This window comes from Pseudoalteromonas denitrificans DSM 6059 (genome assembly GCF_900112265.1).
GTDB lineage: Bacteria > Pseudomonadota > Gammaproteobacteria > Enterobacterales > Alteromonadaceae > Pseudoalteromonas > Pseudoalteromonas denitrificans.
In genome coordinates this window covers 152,480-173,095 of record NZ_FOLO01000005.1, presented here as the reverse complement: position 1 = coordinate 173,095, position 20,616 = coordinate 152,480, and the positions used below count along the sequence as shown (strand labels likewise).

The window sequence follows — 20,616 nt, the reverse complement described above, 5'->3', positions numbered from 1 at the left end:
AGACAGTTATGTCTGCGCCGCAGCCTGGAATATTTGATGAATCTAGTAATCAATTCTATTTTCTTGAATACCAACTAAATGAAAACGTATCACTAAATGATATTAAAACTGTTTTATCAAAAGTACTAAAAATGCAAAATGAAGTAAATACTGTAATTGCTTTTGGTAAAACACTATTGAATCGACTTGAGCATGACACACATATTTTAGAAATAAAAAACTTCGAAACATTAAACGGCATTAATGATTTTCATGCACAAGGTACACAAAGAGATGTTTTATTTTGGATCCATAGTAATGAGATTGCAAAAAACTTTGATACTGCAATGATGATTAATAAACTCATTCAAAATATTGCAACAACTGCGCTCGACTTAACGGGGTTTACTTACCATGATGATAGAGATCTGATTGGTTTTGTTGATGGCTCAGCGAATCCAAAAGTGCCTGAACAACACCAAGTTGCTTTGCTTCCACAAGATCATAAATATGCTGGCGGTAGTTATGTATTAACACAAAAATGGTGCCATAACTTACCAGCATTTAACCATATGCCTATTACAGAGCAAGAACAAGTTATAGGACGTACTAAACACGACTCGATAGAGCTTGAAGGTGATGACATGCCATTAAACTCTCATGTCAGTAGAACTGATGTCAGTATCAATGGTAAAGCAATGAAAATATACCGCCGAAGTGCACCTTTTGGTAATACAATAGAGCATGGTTTATATTTTTTATCTTTTGCATGTGAAATGCAAAGGTTTACCAGTCAGTTAAATCATATGTTTGGATTAACTGATGATGGTCTTCACGACAGATTAATTGAATTTTCAACTGCAAAAACGGGATCTTATTGGTTTGCACCATCAGTAAAAGACTTAAATCGTTTAGTAGAAATCAATTAAACATTTGTAATAACTCCTTGATAAGCTAGACTTAAGTTGTCCAGCTTATCATATATGCTCTCACCAAGGAGGTTGTCACCCGAGTGAATAAAACAACTTTGAATCAAGAAGAAAACCTATCATTTTCAATTAGCCACCAGTTATTACCTCAAGCACATCAAAGGCTTGACTTATATTTTTCTATTCCTGTTGAAATGGGAATTAATCATCATACTCTATCAGAAGAAAATTATTTTCATTCAAGCATTAATACACGAAGTGCATATTATTCTGATCAACTTCATTTACCTTTGGTACGAAGCCGTTTTATCAGTAAACAAAAAGGTGAACAAAAAGACTATCGCGTTAACTTAAATTTATTTTCTTATCAAATTCGTATCGCACTTAAAACTGATATAAAACAAACTTTGTTAATTAAAGATGCAAATGAATTTTATATTAAAGCGGCTGAAATTTCTGAACAAATATCATCTTTACTCAAAAAATTAAGACGTTATACGCCTCCTGATAAAAAGCTGAGTTCATATTTTGAAAATGCAGATAACTTCTTAAGTTGGAATGTAGAGCAATCCTTTTTAAAACTTTTATCAAATGGTCCAAAAAGCAGTGAACATGTTCATGTCAGAGAGTCATTATTTGAAATATGTCGTACTGAGAATGAGTACCGTAAAGCGAATCAATATAACTCTGTCACCACAATAGAAGACCCTAATCGAATTTCTAACAAAATGCGTTTATTACAACGACTTATTGAATATGGAGTGGTATTTAAAAAAGAAAATAAGCCATTAAATATTAATTATAAAAAGATGGTACGCGGCTTAGTTACCGCTGTGATCATGGCATTTGTAATGATGCTTATTTTAAGAGCAAGGTCATCATTTACTGAAATTACTTTGTTATTAGTTTCTTTTTTGGGATTTATTTATGGTTTACGAGAAATATTTAAAGATGATATTACAACACTCATTTGGAATTACCTAAAAAAAGGCAGACCTAAGTGGCAGAACATTTTTACTAATAGTGCAACAAAAACAAAAATAGCTGTTCAAACAATTTGGCTCGAGTATGTTGCGAAAAAAGACTTACCTCTGCAAGTAAATACACTATTTCAAAGTCGTCGACAGCAAAATAAACAAGATGCACAGCTGTTACACTTTAGAAGTGATACCAGAGTTTTAGTTAAAGACTTTATGCCGGGCTATGGGGAAATACAAGAACAAATTTTGTTCAATTTAGCACCTTTTGTACGGTTTTTAAAAAAAGGTGACGGAAAGCTATATAACTTTGAAGGTAATAAAATAAGTAAACAGGCGGTCGAACGTCGGTATCAAATTAATTTAGTTTTAGTACAAACGAATAAAGATAATAAACAAGAGTTACAGCGCTATAAAATAACACTCAACCGTTCAGGGATCATTAATATTGAAGCGATTACATTAAAAGAAAATGATTAAACTGACCTTATTATCTTAACTGTAAAGCCCCTTTACAAATTAAGCATATATAATTGCTGAGTCGATGATATACTTGCGCCGAAAATTAAACTGTAGGTATATAATGAAATTTTTTTTAATATTAATCTCCTTGATGAGCTTTACAATTGTGGCAAGTACAAAATCGAAAGAGTTTGATCTTGAAGCTAACATGAAAAAGATGGGGTTAGAATTTAAAAGGGCTGTTAAAGCAAGTGATTCTATGACTTTTTCAGAACATTTAAAAAAGCTAAAAGTTTTGGTCACATTGAGTAAAACAGCTAAATTCCCTAATGATAAAAAACAAATTTCTATTGAAGGCTTAAACAAAGTATTAGATAAAATACAACAAGCTCAATTACTAAATAAAAATGGGAAGTTAGAAGAAGCGAAAAAAAACATACTAACAATTGATAAACTAAGAAAAGAATATCATAAACATCATAAACCAAACTTTTGGCAACTTATATTTGGTTAATGCATTAAATTAGCTATTAAATAAACACTACGCTCACTTTATCGGCAGTTAAACTTTATATTTCCTATTATACTGGCATATTCATAAAACACTGGTATAACAAATAGTACAGGTTTATTTAAAGTGAATGCAATATGAATACAAATACACAACTAAGCCGTGAATGTTTAACTGCTATTGAATCGCATGATGTAAAGTTAGATATCTTTGAGCAACTTGAAAAGCAAAATCTTAATCTTGCAAAAGTTATTTCATTACTCGCACAGTACCAGTCTATAAGTGAAAATGAAGATGATGATATTGCAGATAATTGGTTAGACAATTTATCAGATGTAGACCGTCAAGTTCTTAAAGCATTTGAAATCGCCAGAGGTCGTTACGAACAAGGGCATTAAACTAAATTTTTATATGGATAAATCATATAAAGCAATTGTTTTATCGATATATTTGGCCCTATAACTTTGCGCTCTTTCATGAGGTGCAAAATGGCTCAGTGATTTATTTAAATATTTAAGTGCTTGTCTTATCTGCTGTTTGTCTTCATCAGATAACTCAGTAATACTATGGCACTGTGTCACATTCATAATAACTATCATACCGATTTCAATTTCTACTATTTCTTCAATCAAACCATTTTGTGTTGTTAAAGAAAATTTACCATTTATAAAATGCTGCCACTGAGTTTGAACATGCTCATTTAATTGCTCACTAAAAGTCTCATCTTCACAATAAAAACCTTGGTTTTGCAAGTAGGAGAGGTGAGTGCAGTATTTATTAAAGAATAATTCATATGCTTGAGAGGGCGAACAACTCTCTTTGCTATGGATTAATTTTGCCCATTTATCACTGCCTCTGGCGTAATAATCCCAATATTCCTTGCATTGGTGCAAACCATAATATGAACTACATTCTATTTGGCTATTTAAGCGATAAGCTGGTTTTGGAAAAATACCTAAATCTTGCCAGCGCGTTAAAAGATCCAAATTAAGAGAGCATGCTTCTAATAGTTGGTTTTGATCATAATAATGTGATGATAGATATTCAAATAAGCCCATAATTAAACACTGTTGATTTATACAGTGGTTGTATTTTGCAAGAATTAAACATCTTTTTCAAGGTCAATTATTAAATTCATATAAAAAATCCATACAAATACACTTAGAGTGCTGCAAATTATTGCGAAAATATGATACAAAGAGTCAAATTTAAAAAATTAAATTATACCCATGTGCTCAATAGAAAAAATTAAACAAGCAAGTCTCATTACTGCAATAAAAACACCTTATCTAAATAATGGAGATATTGACCTTCAAACCTTTGATTTATTAGTCGATGCCCAAATAAAAAATGGCGTAGATGGTATTGTTGTTGGTGGTACAACCGGTGAAGGACAATTAATGAATTGGGAAGAGCACCTAATGCTCATTGCTCATACAGTAACACAATTTTCTTCAAAGCTTTTTATTATTGGCAATACAGGTAGTAATAATACAAGAGAAGCCGTAAAAGCAACTGAATATGGCTTTGCAACAGGTATGCATGCCTCACTTCAAATTAATCCTTATTATGGTAGAACTTCCGAAAAAGGAATTAAAGAGCATTTTAAAAGATTATTAGACTTAGGACCTGCGTTTGTTTACAACGTGCCAGGAAGAACAGGTCAAGATCTAACACCTGAGATGATAATCCCCTTAGCACAACATAAAAACTTTATTGGTGTTAAAGAATGTGCTGGAAACGCGCGTATTGCACAATATGAAAAGCAAGGCATTGCATGTTGGTCTGGTAACGATGATGAAAGTCATGATGGCCGTCACTTGTATAACTCACATGGTGTTATTTCAGTGACTTCAAATTTATCGCCTTCATTAATGCGCCAATTAATGAATCACAAAAATGATGATTTGAATGAACAAGTTAAACCTTTGATGAACTGGCTTTTTTGTGAACCTAATCCAATTGCTATCAACACTGCACTTATGATGACTTCAGCTATAAAGCCTGTTTTTAGAATGCCATATTTACCATTAACCCTTGAGCAAAGAGAAACGGGTTTGGCCTTAATGAAAGACCTTAATCAAAAAGACTTAGTAGGTTCAGATGTAAAACTCATGTCTGATGATGATTTTATAATTTGTTAGTTTAAAATAAATCAAATCTTGTGATTAAATAATGCCTTCTCTTAGAAGGCATTTTTTTGATTTTAAATTGCAATAATACCATTCAGATTAGATTCAGTTTACATGCTCTTTAATATAGGTAATAGATACCAAAAAGAGTAAGCAGTAATGAAAAATATTATAAATAAATTTACCTTCATTATTTTGATCAGTTTTTTTTCTATATCAATTTATGCACAACAAGAAAATGAAAAATTACAGTTTAGCAAAGCACAATTGGCACAAATGTTAGCCCCTATTGCGCTATACCCTGATAGCCTATTAACACATATATTAATTGCATCAACTTACCCACTAGAGATAGTACAAGCCCACAGATGGCAAATACAAAGTGAAACTCCAAGAACTCCAGTCGAGAGCAAAGATTGGGATCCAAGTGTCATGGCATTACTGCCATTTCCAAAAATAATGGAAAAATTAAGTACAGACTTACAATGGACACAAACATTAGGGGATGCTTTTTTACAGGATGAAGGCAAAGTTTTAACAAGTATTCAATCTCTTCGTCATAAAGCCAAGCTGGCAGGCAGTTTATCTGAAATGGAAAATCTTAAAATAAGCGAAGAAAGTGACAATATTGTGATCAAAACAATTGAAAGAGAAGTTGTATATGTTCCTTATTATGATACTCGCATTGTATATGGTAACTGGCACTGGTCACATTATCCTCCTGTATATTGGAGACATCATTCAGGTAATCATTACCACCATAATGTCATTTCTTGGTATCCAAGGGTACATATTTCTTTTAATACATTTTTTAGTACTTTCCACTGGCATAATCGTCATGTCATTATTAGACAAAATAACCCAAATAATCATCATAATGTGATTATTTCAAAACCTAGACGTTGGTATCACAATCCAAAACACCGTCATAATGTTGCTTATAGATCTGTTAATGTAAAACAAAAATATATATCAAATCGAAATAACATCTCGCACACTCAGCACATTTCTGTAAATAAAAACCATAATTCAGTGCACAGAAACATAACGCAGCCAAAAGTGTATCAAGTCAGAAATAATAGTAATAAGTATAAAAATACTTCTCAAAATAAAAAAGCAATTATCGTTAAAACATCACGGTCTCAAAAAGTAAAAGTTATTAATAAGCAACATAAAAACCAATACAATAAGCCAAATACATCTTATAAACATAAAACACAAAGTGTTCGTAGTAATAATCGCAATGCAGGTACAAACACTCAAAAGGGCAGGCATGCCAAAATAAGCAGACATTAATCCAAGATAAACCCTACTTAACAAGTAGGGTTTATTTAGTTATTAATATTTAAACTGTTTGACAATCGTTGACATATCAATAGCAAGTTTAGCGAGTTCATTTGATGCTTGTGCTGTTTGTAAAGAAGCACCAGCAGTATTTTCAGTATAACGTGAGATATCAATAATATTTTGATTCACTTCGTCTACATTTTCATTTTGTTGAGTAGCCACTATCGCATTTTCAGTATTTTGATTGCTCACGTCAGATATTAATTCTGTGACTAAATGCAGGCTAGTGGTTGTCTCTTCAACCAAAGTGATACCTGTTATTGCTTGTTTAGAAGCACGCTCCATAGCGATAACAGACTTATTTGATGATATTTTTAATGATTCTATTTTATTTTGAATTTCAACAGTCGACTGTTGCGTTTTACCTGCAAGCATACGAACTTCATCCGCGACCACAGCAAATCCACGCCCAGAGTCTCCGGCACGGGCAGCTTCAATTGCAGCATTAAGTGCTAATAAGTTTGTTTGATCCGCAATACTATCAATCACACTTAAAATACTTGTAATATCTTGCACTTGTATTTCAAGTTCCTTTAATTCATTTGATGCAAGTGTAACGGATTGCACCAAATGATTAATTTCTTCTTGCGTATTTAAAGCAACCTCAGCACCATTAATCGACTCTTGATTTGCACGCTGAGTTAAAGATGCCGATTGTTCAGTATTACCTGACATCTCACTAATATTGCCCGTGAAGTTCTGCATTGCAATAGATGCTTGATCAGCTTTTTCCTTTTGTAAAGTGACAACTTCATTGGTTTCTTTTGTTACACTAGAGAGCTCTTCAGATGCCGAAGCCAGTTGTCCTGCATGCTTATCGATATCTATAATTAAATTTCGAATGTGTAAAACAAATTGATTAAATGCTTTAGCGACATCGCCTATTTCATCTTTTCGTTCCGCAATTGATAGCTTTGCAGTTAAATCACCATCACCTTGTGAAATATCAGTAATACGCTCAACTAAAACGTTAATGGGTGATACCAGCACTTTTGTAATATATAACCCTATAATAATGCTAAATATAGCAATTACGATTAAGCATAAAATAGAATAAAAGAATAAATCATCTGAGAGTTTATAAGCATCATAAAAAGCTTCAGCTACATCAATTTCAGCCATTAATGCCCATTTTAAGCCACCAAATGAAATACTTGTATAAGCCGATAAAACAGGCACGTCTCTGTAATCTAAAAATACATCAACATCAGCTATTCCTTGAAGTGCTTGAGATACCCCTTTAGTATCGACATATTGCAGACCAATCGCCGAATTGTTTATATTTATTCTATTTGTATTGGGTTGGTGTTCTGATATTTCTAAAGCTTTAATATAATTCGACTTATCTTCAATTAAAAAACGACTTTCACTACGTAAAAGTTTATCAGGCCCAACAAGATAAGTTTCTCCTGACAAGCCTAAACCGACATGCTGCCACTTTTGGTCGCTTGTCATCGTATTATTAATACCATCGATTGGCATTTGATAAATCAATACAGCAACAGTTTCTCCAATATTGTTCTTGATAGGGGATGAAATGAACGATGCAGGGAAGTTATACGATGGAAAGTAACTTTTAAAATCTATCATGGATGTATGATTGACATCATAAGCATTAACAGATTGTCTAAAAGCATCTCCAATGCCTGAATTTGAATATGCTCCATGCTTTACCGAGGTTGCGTAATCTATTTCTTTATAAACTGAATAAACAATATTACCCGTTTTTGCATCTGCAATAAAAATGTCGTAATAACCAAATCGTGTTAAAAAATCTTGGAACATTGCATGATAACGTTCATGGGTTTCATCATATTTTGAACTTCCTCCAGAATGAAGACGATCTTTTTGTCCAAGGGGGAATTGATTAGAGGCGATGTATTTATTTTGAAAATGAATACTCCTGTTATCTAATTGAGCCACCTTTAAATTTGCATTAATTAATGAATTAGGGTTTTTACTTTTAAACTGCTCAGTAAAATCAGATTGATAATATCGAGACAAGCTATTTCTTTCACTGACAGAGACAAAGCTGTCAAGAGGTTCATCATTGAAATATTTAACAAAATCAATACTAGCATCTATTACAGCTGGGTTTTTAGACATCGTAATTATTTGCGAATTTATGGTACCAAAATATGATTCTATTTGTGTTTTTTTAAGTTCACGTAAAGATACGAGCCTTTCTTTTGTCTTATTTTCTAACGCTTTAAAAGACGCCTGGTTTGCTTCTAAGGTAATAATAAGTGCAGTTACTAGAGCTGGTACAAGTGCTAAGAATATAGCTTGAAAAATGAGTTTAGATTTGAGTTTCATTGCGTTTCCGTTGGCATGTTTAATTTATCACTTCATGTATTAATGCGATAGGTCTAATAGGGCAGTTAAAATTCAATACTTTTATTGTATGAATTAAATATAAAATCCACTTCAAGTGCTTTATTTACTTTCAAAGTTATTAGCATAAGACTGACGCCTATTTTCTGTGAAATGCTAATATCAAAATCGAGTCCGTCTTTTATATTTTTAAATTCATCATTTTCAAGATTAAAATCTAAAGATAAAACATGAAATAATGCGGATTTTGAAGTGACCAAATGGGGAGTCGGGAAAGCTTCAGTAGCCTCAACAGAATTCAGATTTAAACCTAATCCAATAATTGAAGTTAAAAATAAAAATTTATTCATATGTAAATATAATCTTATTGTATTAATCGAAGAGCGTTGTAATGATTTGGTTCCATAAAATCGGGCCACACTCTAAGTGATAATATTGACTGTTGCAATAAAACAGATAAATTATGCGTAATATCCAACTGGGTAAAAATCACCCTAAACATTTATCTTAAATGTACATTTATTTTATAAAATCATTAATGAACTTCTTAACCTACTGATATTGCATTCAGCAATCGTGTAATGGGAACTATATTTTTAATTTAGATGTAATTATTTCGTTACATTTTTATAATTTTAATTTTTTTTGGATGGATATATGGCTATTAAGTACAGCTGTAAAAGCCATATATAAAATAAGTGCACGACATCAGCAGGTGTTTTTAGTATAATGCGCGACCAAATTTACACCCAGTACTATGAGTGAGAAACACAGCATGAACTTTAAGTCTTTTAGCTTTGCACCAGAAATTTTACGTGCCATTGATGAATGTGGTTACCAAGAATTGTCACCAATTCAACGCCTTGCAATTCCACATGTAAGAAAAGGACATGATGTACTTGCTAATGCTCAAACTGGTACTGGTAAAACGGCCGCTTTTGCATTACCTATTCTACAAAAATTAATTGATAACCCAAAACCAAGAACAACTGCAAATGCAAGAGTATTAGTATTAGCACCAACACGTGAGCTAGCAGAGCAAATAGCAAATAGCTTTGAACGTTATGGGCAATATACCGATGTTAAAGTAGCCGCTATTTTTGGGGGGGTTGATATTAATACACAAGCTAAAAAATTAAAGCTAGGCGTTGATGTTATTGTAGCAACACCGGGTAGATTATTAGATCATATCAATTCATGTAATGTCAGTATTTCTAATGTTGAATTTTTAGTATTAGATGAAGCAGATCGCATGTTAGATATGGGTTTCATAAATGAAATAAACACCTTGATGTCAGCTTCAAGAAATGACCGCCAAACCATGTTATTTTCTGCGACTTATCCCAGTGAAATGAAGAAGTTTTCAACTTCAATTTTAAAGAATCCAAAAATAGTACAAGCATCAAAAGACAATGCCACAGCAGAGACAGTACAACATGTTGTTTATCCTGTTGAGCAGCGCAAAAAACAAGAGTTACTATCAGAGTTAATAGGCACAAAAAATTGGCAGCAAGTATTAGTCTTTGTAAATTTCAAAGAAACAGCTGATGAAATAGTTAAAGAATTAAATTTAGATGGTATTAAAGCCGCTGTATGTCATGGAGATAAAACACAAGGTAATAGACGTCGCGCTTTAAAAGAGTTTAAAGAAGGTAAAGTCAGAGTACTTGTTGCAACTGAAGTAGCAGCCCGAGGTATTGATATTGACGGTTTAGAACGTGTTGTTAACATTGATTTACCCTGGTTAGCTGAAGATTATGTTCATCGTATTGGACGAACTGGCCGCGCTGGAAATTCAGGACAAGCGGTCTCATTTGTTAGTCGTGAAGAAGAGCAAACCTTAGAAGAAATTGAAACGTTAATAGGATCAAAAATACGCCGAATTTATGTTCCTGGCTATGAAGTGAGTAATCGAGATGCACTTGTTAAACGCCTTCACAACAAACCAAATCATCAAAAACGTGGTGGACGCACTAATAATCCAAATTCACAGGCAGCAGGTGAAGCACGTATTATGAATCGTAAGAAAATATCGAATGTGCGTAAAAAAGCGAAAGGCCAAAAGTTAAAGCTCGCTAAATAATTGTGTTAAAATTCTGTTATAAGAGTTTAATCTAAACTTATACGCTACAATTTATTTTAAAATAGGGCTTGGTTTTTAACCAAGCCCTATTTTTTATGCCATAAATTCCTTTATTGGCACTAAGTTAATTCTCTCAATACATGTTATATCAAAACTAACCCCGAAATTAAGTAACAAATACAAGCTAATAACCCCGCAAATAATGCATAGGGTAATTGTGTTTTAACATGTTCTAATAAGTCACACCCCGAAGCGATAGCAGAAACCGCAGTAGTATCAGAAATAGGAGAGCAATGGTCACCAAAAATGCCGCCTCCAAGTACTGCTGAAATCACAAGTGATGGGGGTAAACCTAAAGTATGTATTAACGGCACAGCTAAAGGGATCAATATCGCAAAAGTCCCCCATGAAGTACCTGTTGTAAATGCAATAACACCTCCTGTAATAAATAAAACAAGCGGAATTAAAAAGATAGGTAAAAACTCTCCAACAACACCAGCAATAAAAGCCCCCGTTCCAAGCTCCTTTAGGCTAGCGCCTAAAGCAAGAGAAAAAAGCACAATTGTCACTAAAGGTAACAATTGTGACATTCCTTCAAATCCAATCTTGACAAGCTTTTGATGTGAAAACTTTTTACTTATTAACATCATAGAGTAAGCAACTAAACAGCCTAAAGAGGTTGCCCATAATATAGACTTTGAACCACTGCCAGAGGCTAAATCACCATTGCCAGTATAAAACATAAATGCCAGCATGCTAAAAATCATTGTGGCTAATGGCAGCAACATATAACGGGCTTTAGTTGGTGTAAACTCGTGTTTATGTTGTATATTTGTCTCACTTTTAACTTCACTGTGTCGCATTGGACCATAAACCTTTCCAGTGATCACAGTGAACATAACAATTGCTAAAGTGATTAATGGATAGAAGTTATAAATAACGGTCCCCCACAATACAGATGCGGCTGATTCACTAAATTCATAACCACTCAAAAGTGCAAGTACATAAGCCCCCCAGCCATTTAACAAAATTAGAATGCAAATCGGTGCAGCCGTACTATCAATAATATAAGCTAATCTAGCGCGACTCATGCCAAATTTATCGAATAAACCTCGCGATAATATGCCTGACGTTAATACACTTAAATTTGATTCAATAAATATAAACATGCCCGTAAAAGTCGTCATAAGTCCAACTTGGCGAGGGGTTTTTGCTATGCCTTTGTTTATTAACATTTCAACTGTTGCTGTCACTCCACCAGAGTGACGTATATAGGCAAGTAGTGCACCCACTAATAAACTAAAAATAAGTATTCTTGTATTACCAGCACCAGAAAAAACGGCTGAAATACGCTCAATAGAGGAGATCCCACTAAATAAAACTGAAGTACTTTGGTCTTTTATTGCCAATAAAAATTCAGATGTAAAGATAGCCATAATTAAAGCTAAAATAACTTCTTTTTTCCATAATACAATTGTAATAGCCACAACAGGGGGCAAAACTGTGATCCAATCCATAAAATTCAACTTATTATTATTTTAATAAATGTTACTAGAGAAATAGTGTCATTCGCCAGTCAGCGCATTATTTAATTTCAAGCCAGAAAACTAACTCAAATCAATACATTTTGCAAATTGTCACTGGCTTTAGTGCCTTGTATCTCATATCATCACTGCAATTTTGATGATCAGGATTGTTTCATATCAATGTCACAGACTAAACAAACAAAAAGAGATTTTTTATTCTTATTTTTTAAAGGTGCTGCAATGGGTGCGGCAGATGTAGTGCCTGGCGTTTCTGGTGGTACAATTGCATTTATAACTGGTATTTATGAACGCTTATTAAATGCAATTCAAAGTGTCAATTTAGATGCCGCAAAATTAATGTGTAACCGGGGTAACATCATCACTAACCTTAAATCCCTATGGCAGCATATTGATGGTAATTTTTTACTGGCTGTTTTTTCTGGTTTAATCACTAGTGGTATTTCACTTGCAAAAGTGATCACATATTTATTAAGCAATCATCCAATATATGTCTGGTCCTTTTTTTTCGGTTTGATCATTGCCTCATTTATCCATATTGCTAAACAAATTAATACATGGAACATAAAAACCATCGCAAGTTGTATCTTTGGTGCCTTGCTTGCCTATGTGATCACCACCTTATCACCAAGTGATGTAGACCCTCAATGGTGGTTTTATACGGCCTCTGGTGCAATTGCGATATGCGCTATGATATTACCAGGTATTTCAGGCAGTTTTATTTTATTATTATTAGGTATGTATGCACATGTGCTCACAGCTGTTAATACTTTAGCTTTTGATTTAATTGCACTGTTTATACTTGGCTGCATAATAGGCTTAATGGTTTTCTCAAGGGCATTAACCTGGTTACTTGCGCATTTCCATCAAGTCACCTTTTCATTATTAGCAGGCTTTTTGATTGGATCACTCAACTTATTATGGCCTTGGAAACAAGTACTAACAACTTATACCAACTCTCATGGTGTAGTAAAACCACTGTCACAGGCGAATATACTACCGGATACATTTTTTCAATTAACGGGGCAAAACCCTCAGCTTGGCGTTGCAATCGCGCTCATGTTTTTTGGTTTAGCTTTGATTTTATGCATTGAAAAAATAAGTCAGAAATAACACCCTATATATAAGCTAATTAATAACGCAAATTATTTAATATAAAAATAATTTGCGTTAAATTTAATTATATTGTATATTCCTGATCTTAGTTAGTTGATCCTCCTCTTTTCTAACTAAGCAGTAATGCCTTTTCTTGCCTTGATCCAGTAAGCCTGCATTTAAAAATAATAAGCTAAATTATCGTACGGCGAATATGTCACACATACAGTTTGTATCTGTGCAGAATAATAAATATTATTCACCTTTTTATTAAGTTATTAATGGAAAATATATCAATTAAATATTGAAAGATCGTCAACACTGTAATGAAGCTGTAACTAAATTTTGTTCTAGTAGTTCAAGTTAAAATATTAGAACAAGCAATAAAGTGAGTTTTATTATGTCATATACATATAACGGATCTCAGATCCAAATAGCACATCCAGTGCATACAATTTCAATTAATAAGCAACGTGTCATTTTTGCAGATACCCAAGGCCAAAAATGTACACAGTTTGAAACTTCAAGTGAAGCCAGACAATTTGTAAAATGGTTGAAAGTGAGTTAAAAAAAAAACGTCAGCAATGCTGGCGTTTTTTTGTTTAAGAATTAAAATAATCATTAACTTTTTGAAATATTGAACTAAACTCAAATCCATAGTCAAAATAACTAAACGGATTTGAGGTATGTTCAATTGTTTTTTGCACCATAAAAATTTTTTACTTACTTGTGTTTTAACCTTATTCCTATCAACAAACACAACACATGCCCAAAATACTAAAAAGCAAATAAAAGCCTTATATATTCCGCTTGCAGATCACTATGCCGCAGTTGTTGCATATGAAAAATACCGCGACAAAATGATCCATGCCGACTTTCAAATTCAGCAAATGAAAAATTGGGATTTGCTCAGAGCTTACTTTCAATCTGGTGAAGTTGATATGGCTTATGTTATGAGCCCATTAGCGATGGATATGTACACAGAAAAAGCACATTTTCGTTGGATAGGATTAATGCATCGAGATGGTAATGCACTGGCTATTAACGACATCATAAAACAAAAAATAAATTTAGCAAAAAATAGAATTGACAGAAAGCCAGACCAACAAGTCGCAAAAGCTTTAAATGCGTTCAACCAGTCAAGTGGAAAACCAATAGAAATTGGCATGCCGCATTTATTAGCGACCCATACAGTTGTACTATATCGCTATCTTAAAGAGCATGGTTTAACACTATCTTTAAATTCTAATACACAGGCATCTGTACTGGCAATATCTCTTGCACCACCAAAAGCCCCCGCATTTATAAAAAGTAAAAGTATTCGCAATAAAGCGGCAGCTTTTGAACAATCCCTACCTTGGGCTGATGTTGTAGAAACGGGCGGTTTTGGTCATGTAGCTTGGTATTCAAAAGATGTCATGCCATGGGAAAATGGTCATGTTGAGTGTATTGCACTTGCAACAAATCATGCAATATCCGAAAAATTTGAAGCAACACAGGAAGTTATGAACTATATTAAACTAGCTGGTGCAGATATTGAGCAAGCCAGAACACAAGGTGGTGAAAAATTAGCAGAGATAGTTAAAATAATAAGAAAACATATTCCTGCCCATACAAAAGAAGCCATCATTGCAAGTTTAGACCCAAAGCTACGTGTTATTAATTATCAAAGCTTAAACATTGATAAACCAGGGCTTGCTCAAATAATGAATTTAGCTGTAGAAGGCAATATATTAAAACAAAAAATTAATATAGACGAATTTTCGGATATACGTTTTGATACTAAATGAATAAAAAAATATTAAATAGATAGGGATGTTAAATGCAGCCGAGTGATATCAAAAACAGTACAAAACACTTAACGGATTACAAAAAGGGCTCTCTTTTTAAAAGCCTGCTCGCATGGTTTATTATTTTATCTATACTCCCTCTCAGTGCTGTATCTTGGTTTAATTACCAACAAACAAAAGCCAGTTTAGTTTCAGCATCTAAAGCAAAATTAGAACAATCATCTCATTTACAAACCCGATATATATCAAATTGGTTTGAAAAACGCTTCATGGACGTGAATAGCCAATCTAAAGTTAAAGCCAACATAGCACTTCTTCAAACACTCGAAAATGGATTTCATTCCAGTAATCAATCTTTAAATCAATATATTATGAGTTATGACTGGGCTGTACGCTCAGATCCTTATCAAAATGACTTGGTCAACATTAAAAGGGAGTATAATTTTATATATGATTTATTTTTAATTGATAAACAAGGAAATATTTTATTTACCGTAGAAAAAGAGCCAGATATAGGAACAAGCTTATCAACAGGTATATTTTCTAATACCCACTTCTCAAAAACAGTTTTAGAAACCCTCAAAACAGGTAAAACTTTGTTTTCAGGTATAGAACGTTACAGCCCATCAGATAACAAACTAGCAGGCTTTATAACAGCTCCTTTAATAGATGAATTTGGCACCTTAGTGGGTGCATTTGCTATGCAACTTAATCTAGAGGCCATTTTTGACTTATTAACTTCTCAACAATTTGAGTTCAGCTCTGAGGCACATTATCTGGTTTCAGAAGACGGTATACTACAAACGCCAATTAAAGAGGATTGGAGTCAAGTACTTAATAAGCAGGTTTCATTAATAAAAAACAATATAGTAACTATCAATGAATATCTAGGTCCAAATAACAATACCGTATTTGGGATCAATGAACATGTCGTTATTGGTAATATCACTTGGGTATTAATAAGCGAAATTAATAAAAGTGAAGCCCTAGATATAACCAATAAAATGTCTCAAACAACAGCCATTATCTTGTTAATTACCATGTTTTTAATTTTATTTATTGCTATTCATCAAATAAAAAAAATTACCAACCCAATAAATAAACTGGCTAAAGCAAGTCGAAATATCTCACAAGGCAAAACAAATCAACAAGTGAGTGTTGGGTTCAAAAATGAAATAGGCCAGTTGGCAGATTCTTTTAATGAAATGATCACCATAAGACAAAAAAATGAAGAAGCATTAGAAGTCAGTAATTTAGAAGTGAAATCTGCCCTAAATAAAGTAAAACAGCAACAAAATGCACTTGATCAACATTCTATCGTCGCAATCACAGATGTTAAAGGCACGATTACTTATGTGAATGACAAGTTTTGTCAGATCAGTGGCTTCGATACAGATGAATTAATTGGCCAAAATCATCGTATTTTAAACTCTGGGGTACACCCAGAGTCATTTTTCAAAAATATGTATAAAATCATTGCTAAAGGTCATGTATGGCAAGCAGAAATTTGTAATAAAAATAAAAGCGGTGATTTCTATTGGGTTGAAACCACAATTGTGCCTATATTATCTGGAAATGGCCGACCTAATAAATACATAGCAATAAGAACAGACATAACCCATTTAAAAGAAATGGAAGAAGATGCGCTACGTTTACACCAAACATCTGAAACCAAATTAAATATTGCGCAAGCGCTTGCACAGCATTGTTCATTAGAAAAAAGATTAAATGATGCCATAGAATGTGCCTTCTCTTTACCAACCTATGGGTATCATAAAAAAGGCGGGGTATTTCTACGCAATGCTGAAAATAATGAATTAGTTTTATCGTGTTTTAATGCCCAATTTTCAAAAAAAGATGTATTAGAAGAACAAAGTGCTAAGTTACAATATTTATGTACTCAGTCCCTTGATAAAGGTGAGATTATTATTAGCCAAAATAGTTTTATTGATCACATAGCTGATAATAAATGGCCTGAAAATCAACATCATGGATTAAATATCATTCCTTTACTGAATCATATCAGTGCTGAAAAAAATGACATTATAGGTGTTTTATTTTTTTATACTGATATTGGTGTTGGTGTTGGTGTTGAGAATTCAAGAATGAAATTAAACATATTAGAAGAAATTGCCAATATGTTTGCTGCAACTATCGTACGTGAAAATGCGCGAAAGTTATTAAAGCAAGCCACAGAATCTGCACAGCAAAACAACCAGTTAAAAGGCGAGTTTTTAGCCAGTATGAGCCATGAAATTAGAACACCCATGAATGGTGTGCTAGGCATGTTAGGGTTATTATTAAACAGTAAATTAAATGATGAACAATATCATAAAGCATCTATCGCAAAATCAAGTGCAGAGTCTTTACTTGTACTAATAAATGATATTTTAGACTTCTCAAAAGTAGAAGCCGGAAAAATGAACTTAGACCCCATAGATTTTAATATCAGAAGTATGTTAGGTGATTTTTCTGAATCTATGGCATTAAAAGCGCAAGAAAAAGGCCTAGAACTCATACTCGATGTGACTGGCATAGAACAATCTATGGTAAAAGGTGATCCTGGCCGATTAAGACAAATACTGACAAATATTGTTGGTAACGGCATAAAATTCACTTCAAAAGGTGAAATTAGTATCTTGGCAAAAATGTTACCAACCAGTACGAGCCAACTTATATTTGAATGTAGCGTGAGTGATACAGGTATCGGTATTCCGCCTCATAAACATAATAATTTATTTGATACTTTTACCCAAGTTGATGCTTCAACCACACGAAAATACGGTGGTACGGGGTTAGGTTTAGCGATTTGTAAAAAATTATGTGAACTCATGCATGGGAGTGTCAGTATCACAAGTGAAGAAGGCCAAGGAAGTTGCTTTAAATTTACAGTTATTTTAGATAAAAGTGAAAAGTCTCAAAAAGTCATCCCCTCTATCAATATCGAAAAATTACACCTATTAATTGTAGATGATAACAAAACAAACAGAGAAGTATTAAGAGGGCAGTTAGAGCATTGGGGTGCATCTGTATCTGAAGCAGAAGGTGGATTAGAAGCACTTAACATGTGTAATGAGAAACTAGCAATGCAAAAACCAATTTTTGATGTTGCTTTTTTAGATATGCAAATGCCTGATATGGATGGAGCACAATTAGGTCAAAAAATAAGAGATAATGAATTACTCGATAACATGAAACTCGTCATGATGACCTCTATTGCTGATGGTAATGAAGCACAATTTTTTGGTGAATTAGGTTTTAATGCATATTTTCCAAAACCTGCTACAACGTCTGATTTATTTGATGCATTAAATGTGGTTGTTGGCGGTGGCGATGCCTTGCATAATGCATCCCCTCTCGTCACACATGATTATTTAAAAACTCTGGTTCATGAATCGAACAATGCAAAACGTATTTTATTAGTCGAAGATAACAAAATAAACCAGTTTGTTGCACTGGGTATATTAGAAGAAAGTGGCATTAAAGCTGAGGTTGCTGACCATGGACAAATGGCACTTGATTTATTAAATACATCAAACAAAAACAATCCTTATCATTTGATTTTAATGGACTGCCAAATGCCTATACTTGATGGCTATGAAACAACACAAGCCATTAGAGCAGCTAAAGCTGGGGACCGTTATACCCAAATTCCAATTATTGCAATGACAGCAAATGTCATGGAAGGGGACAGAGAAAATTGTATTAATTCTGGTATGAATGATTATCTGCCTAAACCTATTGAGCCTTTAAAATTAGTTGAAAAAATAACGCAATGGCTAGATCACAAAGTTGACTCAAAAAATGAATTAGCTGAAGTCGTGCCAATAACGTCACACAAAAGCAGCCATAAAGATACAGATCTTCAGGGTAAAATTCGCCAATTCGAAAATGAACAATTAGAGAGTTGGGATAAAGAAGCTGCACTAAAAAGAGTTTTAAATAAAGATAAACTACTAAAGTCTTTAATCGAAATATTTTTAAGTGAAATGCCTGACAGAATCGCAGAGCTAAAAGTTGCGCAAACAAATAAAGATGATGAATTTTTAAAATCTATAGCACATACCATAAAAGGTGTTGCAGCAAACCTCAGTGGTTTACAACTACAACATTATTCTTTTGAACTAGAAAACTCAGCAAAACTGCAAAATAATGAGGAATATGATGCAATAATTGACGCATTAATAAGTAGTTATGATGTTTTATGTCTAGAATTTAAAGCATATTTAACACAAGGTGAACAAGTTAATACTGCATCAAATTCAAACGAAGAAGCACAAATTAAATATGATGAAATAAAAGCAAGTTTATCTCATTTAAAAATAAAACTAGAACAAAATGAATATGTAGAACCAGATGAAGTTTCGCCTTTATTGAAACTAAAGCTGGCAAAAATAATTTTAGATAGGCTACAAAACCTCGAATTACAAATTGGACAATTTGAGATAACAGAAGCAATCGATAATATTACTGAACTCATTACACTTGTTTCAGTAGAAGAACAAAAAGCCAGTGGAGTAGTTGATATATGACAAGCAAGCCTATCATTTTAATTGTTGATGATTCACCCACTAATATTCAGCTTTTAGCTGCATGTGTTAAAGATGATTATCAATTAAAAGTGGCTAAAAGTGGTGAGCAATGTTTAAAATTGGTGTCTCAAACCCCTAAACCTGACTTAATATTGCTTGATGTCGAAATGCCAGGAATGAATGGGTATCAAGTATGCAAAATTTTGAAAAGTGATGATCTTACAAAAAGTATTCCTGTTATTTTTGTCACTGGAAGGCAAGGAGATGATGATGAAGAACAAGGTTTAAAATTAGGTGCTGTTGACTATATTACAAAACCAATTCGCCCTGCAATTGTGATTGCCAGAGTAAAAACGCATATCACCTTAAAATTGCAACATGACAAATTGGTCAGCATGGCATTGCATGACCAATTAACAGGCTTATACAACCGCCACTATTTATTAGAAGTTGCAAATCAAAAAGTAGCCCGTGCATTGCGCCATAAATATCAATTATGCCTTTTGATGATAGATATAGACCACTTTAAATTAATAAATGACACCCATGGACACCCAGCCGGAGATGCCGTTTTAAAAGCTGTTGCAGCTCAAATATCAACAGGGATCCGAGAAGAAGATGTCGTAGCACGATTTGGCGGTGAAGAATTTGTCATCATTTTTGATCATTGCCATTTTATAGATGCACATAAAAAGGCTGAAATTTTACTAAAAGAAATTGAAGACTTAATGCCAGAAGGGATCAAAGTCACTATCAGCATTGGACTTGCTAAACTGCTTAAAGCTGACGAAACATTTGCAAATCTATTAAAACGGTCAGACTTAGCTTTATATCAAGCAAAACATAATGGCCGAAACCGCATAGAAGCAGCAATCGCCCCTAAATAAATATTGGAGCAAAA

16 protein-coding genes are annotated in these 20,616 nt (G+C 33.3%); 12 read left to right on the top strand and 4 right to left on the bottom strand.

All coding sequences use genetic code 11. From position 1 onward, the window contains the following. The first annotated feature begins 8 nt into the window (after positions 1-8). The 4 genes from BM088_RS05325 (at position 9) to BM088_RS05310 (ending at position 3,256) form a co-directional block, all read left to right on the top strand. Positions 9-908 carry a Dyp-type peroxidase gene (locus BM088_RS05325; RefSeq protein WP_091981120.1) on the top strand — a complete coding sequence of 300 codons (900 nt, stop codon included), beginning with the start codon at positions 9-11 and terminating at the stop codon, positions 906-908. An 83-nt stretch (positions 909-991) separates the two neighbouring features. Next, entirely contained in the window at positions 992-2,365 is a 1,374-nt protein-coding gene (locus tag BM088_RS05320) for a hypothetical protein (RefSeq protein ID WP_091981116.1), read from the top strand. 103 nt (positions 2,366-2,468) lie between these two features. Further along, the gene (locus BM088_RS05315; RefSeq protein WP_177207956.1) at positions 2,469-2,861 is read left to right on the top strand and encodes a cytochrome b562; all 393 of its coding nucleotides are present in this window, start codon (positions 2,469-2,471) and stop codon (positions 2,859-2,861) included. A 134-nt stretch (positions 2,862-2,995) separates the two neighbouring features. Next, positions 2,996-3,256, top strand: a complete 261-nt coding sequence (locus tag BM088_RS05310) for a hypothetical protein (RefSeq protein WP_091981110.1) — start codon at positions 2,996-2,998, stop codon at positions 3,254-3,256. A 9-nt stretch (positions 3,257-3,265) separates the two neighbouring features. Here the strand turns inward: BM088_RS05310 and BM088_RS05305 are convergent, their stop codons facing one another. Beyond that, complete coding sequence (locus tag BM088_RS05305) at positions 3,266-3,916, bottom strand: DUF6058 family natural product biosynthesis protein (RefSeq protein WP_091981106.1); 651 nt, start codon at positions 3,914-3,916, stop codon at positions 3,266-3,268. A 171-nt stretch (positions 3,917-4,087) separates the two neighbouring features. Here BM088_RS05305 and dapA point away from each other — a divergent pair, with 171 nt between their 5' ends. Both dapA and BM088_RS05295 read left to right on the top strand, forming a co-directional pair. Beyond that, on the top strand, positions 4,088-5,002 hold the full coding sequence (gene dapA / locus BM088_RS05300) for a 4-hydroxy-tetrahydrodipicolinate synthase (protein WP_091981103.1): 915 nt from the start codon (positions 4,088-4,090) through the stop codon (positions 5,000-5,002). Positions 5,003-5,149: 147 nt separating this feature from the next. Next, positions 5,150-6,286, top strand: a complete 1,137-nt coding sequence (locus BM088_RS05295; protein ID WP_091981099.1) for a DUF3300 domain-containing protein — start codon at positions 5,150-5,152, stop codon at positions 6,284-6,286. A gap of 42 nt (positions 6,287-6,328) precedes the next feature. On the opposite strand, the gene BM088_RS05290 is transcribed toward BM088_RS05295, so the two are convergent. Then, positions 6,329-8,653 (bottom strand): methyl-accepting chemotaxis protein, encoded by a 2,325-nt coding sequence (locus tag BM088_RS05290; RefSeq protein ID WP_091981095.1) that lies wholly within the window; start codon positions 8,651-8,653, stop codon positions 6,329-6,331. A 65-nt stretch (positions 8,654-8,718) separates the two neighbouring features. Then, on the bottom strand, positions 8,719-9,021 hold the full coding sequence (locus BM088_RS05285; protein WP_091981092.1) for a hypothetical protein: 303 nt from the start codon (positions 9,019-9,021) through the stop codon (positions 8,719-8,721). A 425-nt stretch (positions 9,022-9,446) separates the two neighbouring features. On the opposite strand from BM088_RS05285, the gene BM088_RS05280 reads away from it, so the two are divergent. Further along, the gene (locus tag BM088_RS05280) at positions 9,447-10,754 is read left to right on the top strand and encodes a DEAD/DEAH box helicase (RefSeq protein WP_091981088.1); all 1,308 of its coding nucleotides are present in this window, start codon (positions 9,447-9,449) and stop codon (positions 10,752-10,754) included. A 143-nt stretch (positions 10,755-10,897) separates the two neighbouring features. Here the strand turns inward: BM088_RS05280 and BM088_RS05275 are convergent, their stop codons facing one another. Then, positions 10,898-12,271: a Na+/H+ antiporter NhaC family protein gene (locus BM088_RS05275; RefSeq protein ID WP_091981085.1), complete on the bottom strand. Its 1,374-nt coding sequence runs from the start codon at positions 12,269-12,271 to the stop codon at positions 10,898-10,900. Positions 12,272-12,460: 189 nt separating this feature from the next. Between BM088_RS05275 and BM088_RS05270 the strand changes: the two genes are divergently transcribed. From BM088_RS05270 to BM088_RS05255, 5 genes are all read left to right on the top strand, one after another. Continuing rightward, the gene (locus tag BM088_RS05270; RefSeq protein WP_091981081.1) at positions 12,461-13,411 is read left to right on the top strand and encodes a polyprenyl-phosphate transporter; all 951 of its coding nucleotides are present in this window, start codon (positions 12,461-12,463) and stop codon (positions 13,409-13,411) included. Between the two features lie 382 nt (positions 13,412-13,793). Continuing rightward, the gene (locus BM088_RS27125; RefSeq protein WP_177207955.1) at positions 13,794-13,961 is read left to right on the top strand and encodes a hypothetical protein; all 168 of its coding nucleotides are present in this window, start codon (positions 13,794-13,796) and stop codon (positions 13,959-13,961) included. Between the two features lie 118 nt (positions 13,962-14,079). Continuing rightward, positions 14,080-15,183, top strand: coding sequence for an ABC transporter substrate-binding protein (locus tag BM088_RS05265; protein WP_091981078.1), 1,104 nt, complete (start codon positions 14,080-14,082; stop codon positions 15,181-15,183). A gap of 32 nt (positions 15,184-15,215) precedes the next feature. After that, on the top strand, positions 15,216-19,715 hold the full coding sequence (locus BM088_RS05260; RefSeq protein WP_091981074.1) for a response regulator: 4,500 nt from the start codon (positions 15,216-15,218) through the stop codon (positions 19,713-19,715). After that, the gene (locus tag BM088_RS05255; RefSeq protein ID WP_091981070.1) at positions 19,712-20,602 is read left to right on the top strand and encodes a diguanylate cyclase; all 891 of its coding nucleotides are present in this window, start codon (positions 19,712-19,714) and stop codon (positions 20,600-20,602) included. The genes BM088_RS05260 and BM088_RS05255 overlap by 4 nt, the downstream gene beginning before the upstream one ends. The last annotated feature ends 14 nt before the right edge of the window (positions 20,603-20,616 follow it).

Coding starts and splice junctions, on each gene's coding strand:
- BM088_RS05325 (WP_091981120.1), top strand. CDS start 9: ATGTCTGCGCCGCAGCCTGGAATATTTGATGAATCTAGTAATCAATTC.
- BM088_RS05295 (WP_091981099.1), top strand. CDS start 5,150: ATGAAAAATATTATAAATAAATTTACCTTCATTATTTTGATCAGTTTT.
- BM088_RS05305 (WP_091981106.1), bottom strand. CDS start 3,916: ATGGGCTTATTTGAATATCTATCATCACATTATTATGATCAAAACCAA.
- BM088_RS05255 (WP_091981070.1), top strand. CDS start 19,712: ATGACAAGCAAGCCTATCATTTTAATTGTTGATGATTCACCCACTAAT.
- BM088_RS05310 (WP_091981110.1), top strand. CDS start 2,996: ATGAATACAAATACACAACTAAGCCGTGAATGTTTAACTGCTATTGAA.
- BM088_RS05280 (WP_091981088.1), top strand. CDS start 9,447: ATGAACTTTAAGTCTTTTAGCTTTGCACCAGAAATTTTACGTGCCATT.
- BM088_RS05315 (WP_177207956.1), top strand. CDS start 2,469: ATGAAATTTTTTTTAATATTAATCTCCTTGATGAGCTTTACAATTGTG.
- BM088_RS05275 (WP_091981085.1), bottom strand. CDS start 12,271: ATGGATTGGATCACAGTTTTGCCCCCTGTTGTGGCTATTACAATTGTA.
- dapA (WP_091981103.1), top strand. CDS start 4,088: ATGTGCTCAATAGAAAAAATTAAACAAGCAAGTCTCATTACTGCAATA.
- BM088_RS05260 (WP_091981074.1), top strand. CDS start 15,216: ATGCAGCCGAGTGATATCAAAAACAGTACAAAACACTTAACGGATTAC.
- BM088_RS05270 (WP_091981081.1), top strand. CDS start 12,461: ATGTCACAGACTAAACAAACAAAAAGAGATTTTTTATTCTTATTTTTT.
- BM088_RS27125 (WP_177207955.1), top strand. CDS start 13,794: ATGTCATATACATATAACGGATCTCAGATCCAAATAGCACATCCAGTG.
- BM088_RS05285 (WP_091981092.1), bottom strand. CDS start 9,021: ATGAATAAATTTTTATTTTTAACTTCAATTATTGGATTAGGTTTAAAT.
- BM088_RS05290 (WP_091981095.1), bottom strand. CDS start 8,653: ATGAAACTCAAATCTAAACTCATTTTTCAAGCTATATTCTTAGCACTT.
- BM088_RS05265 (WP_091981078.1), top strand. CDS start 14,080: ATGTTCAATTGTTTTTTGCACCATAAAAATTTTTTACTTACTTGTGTT.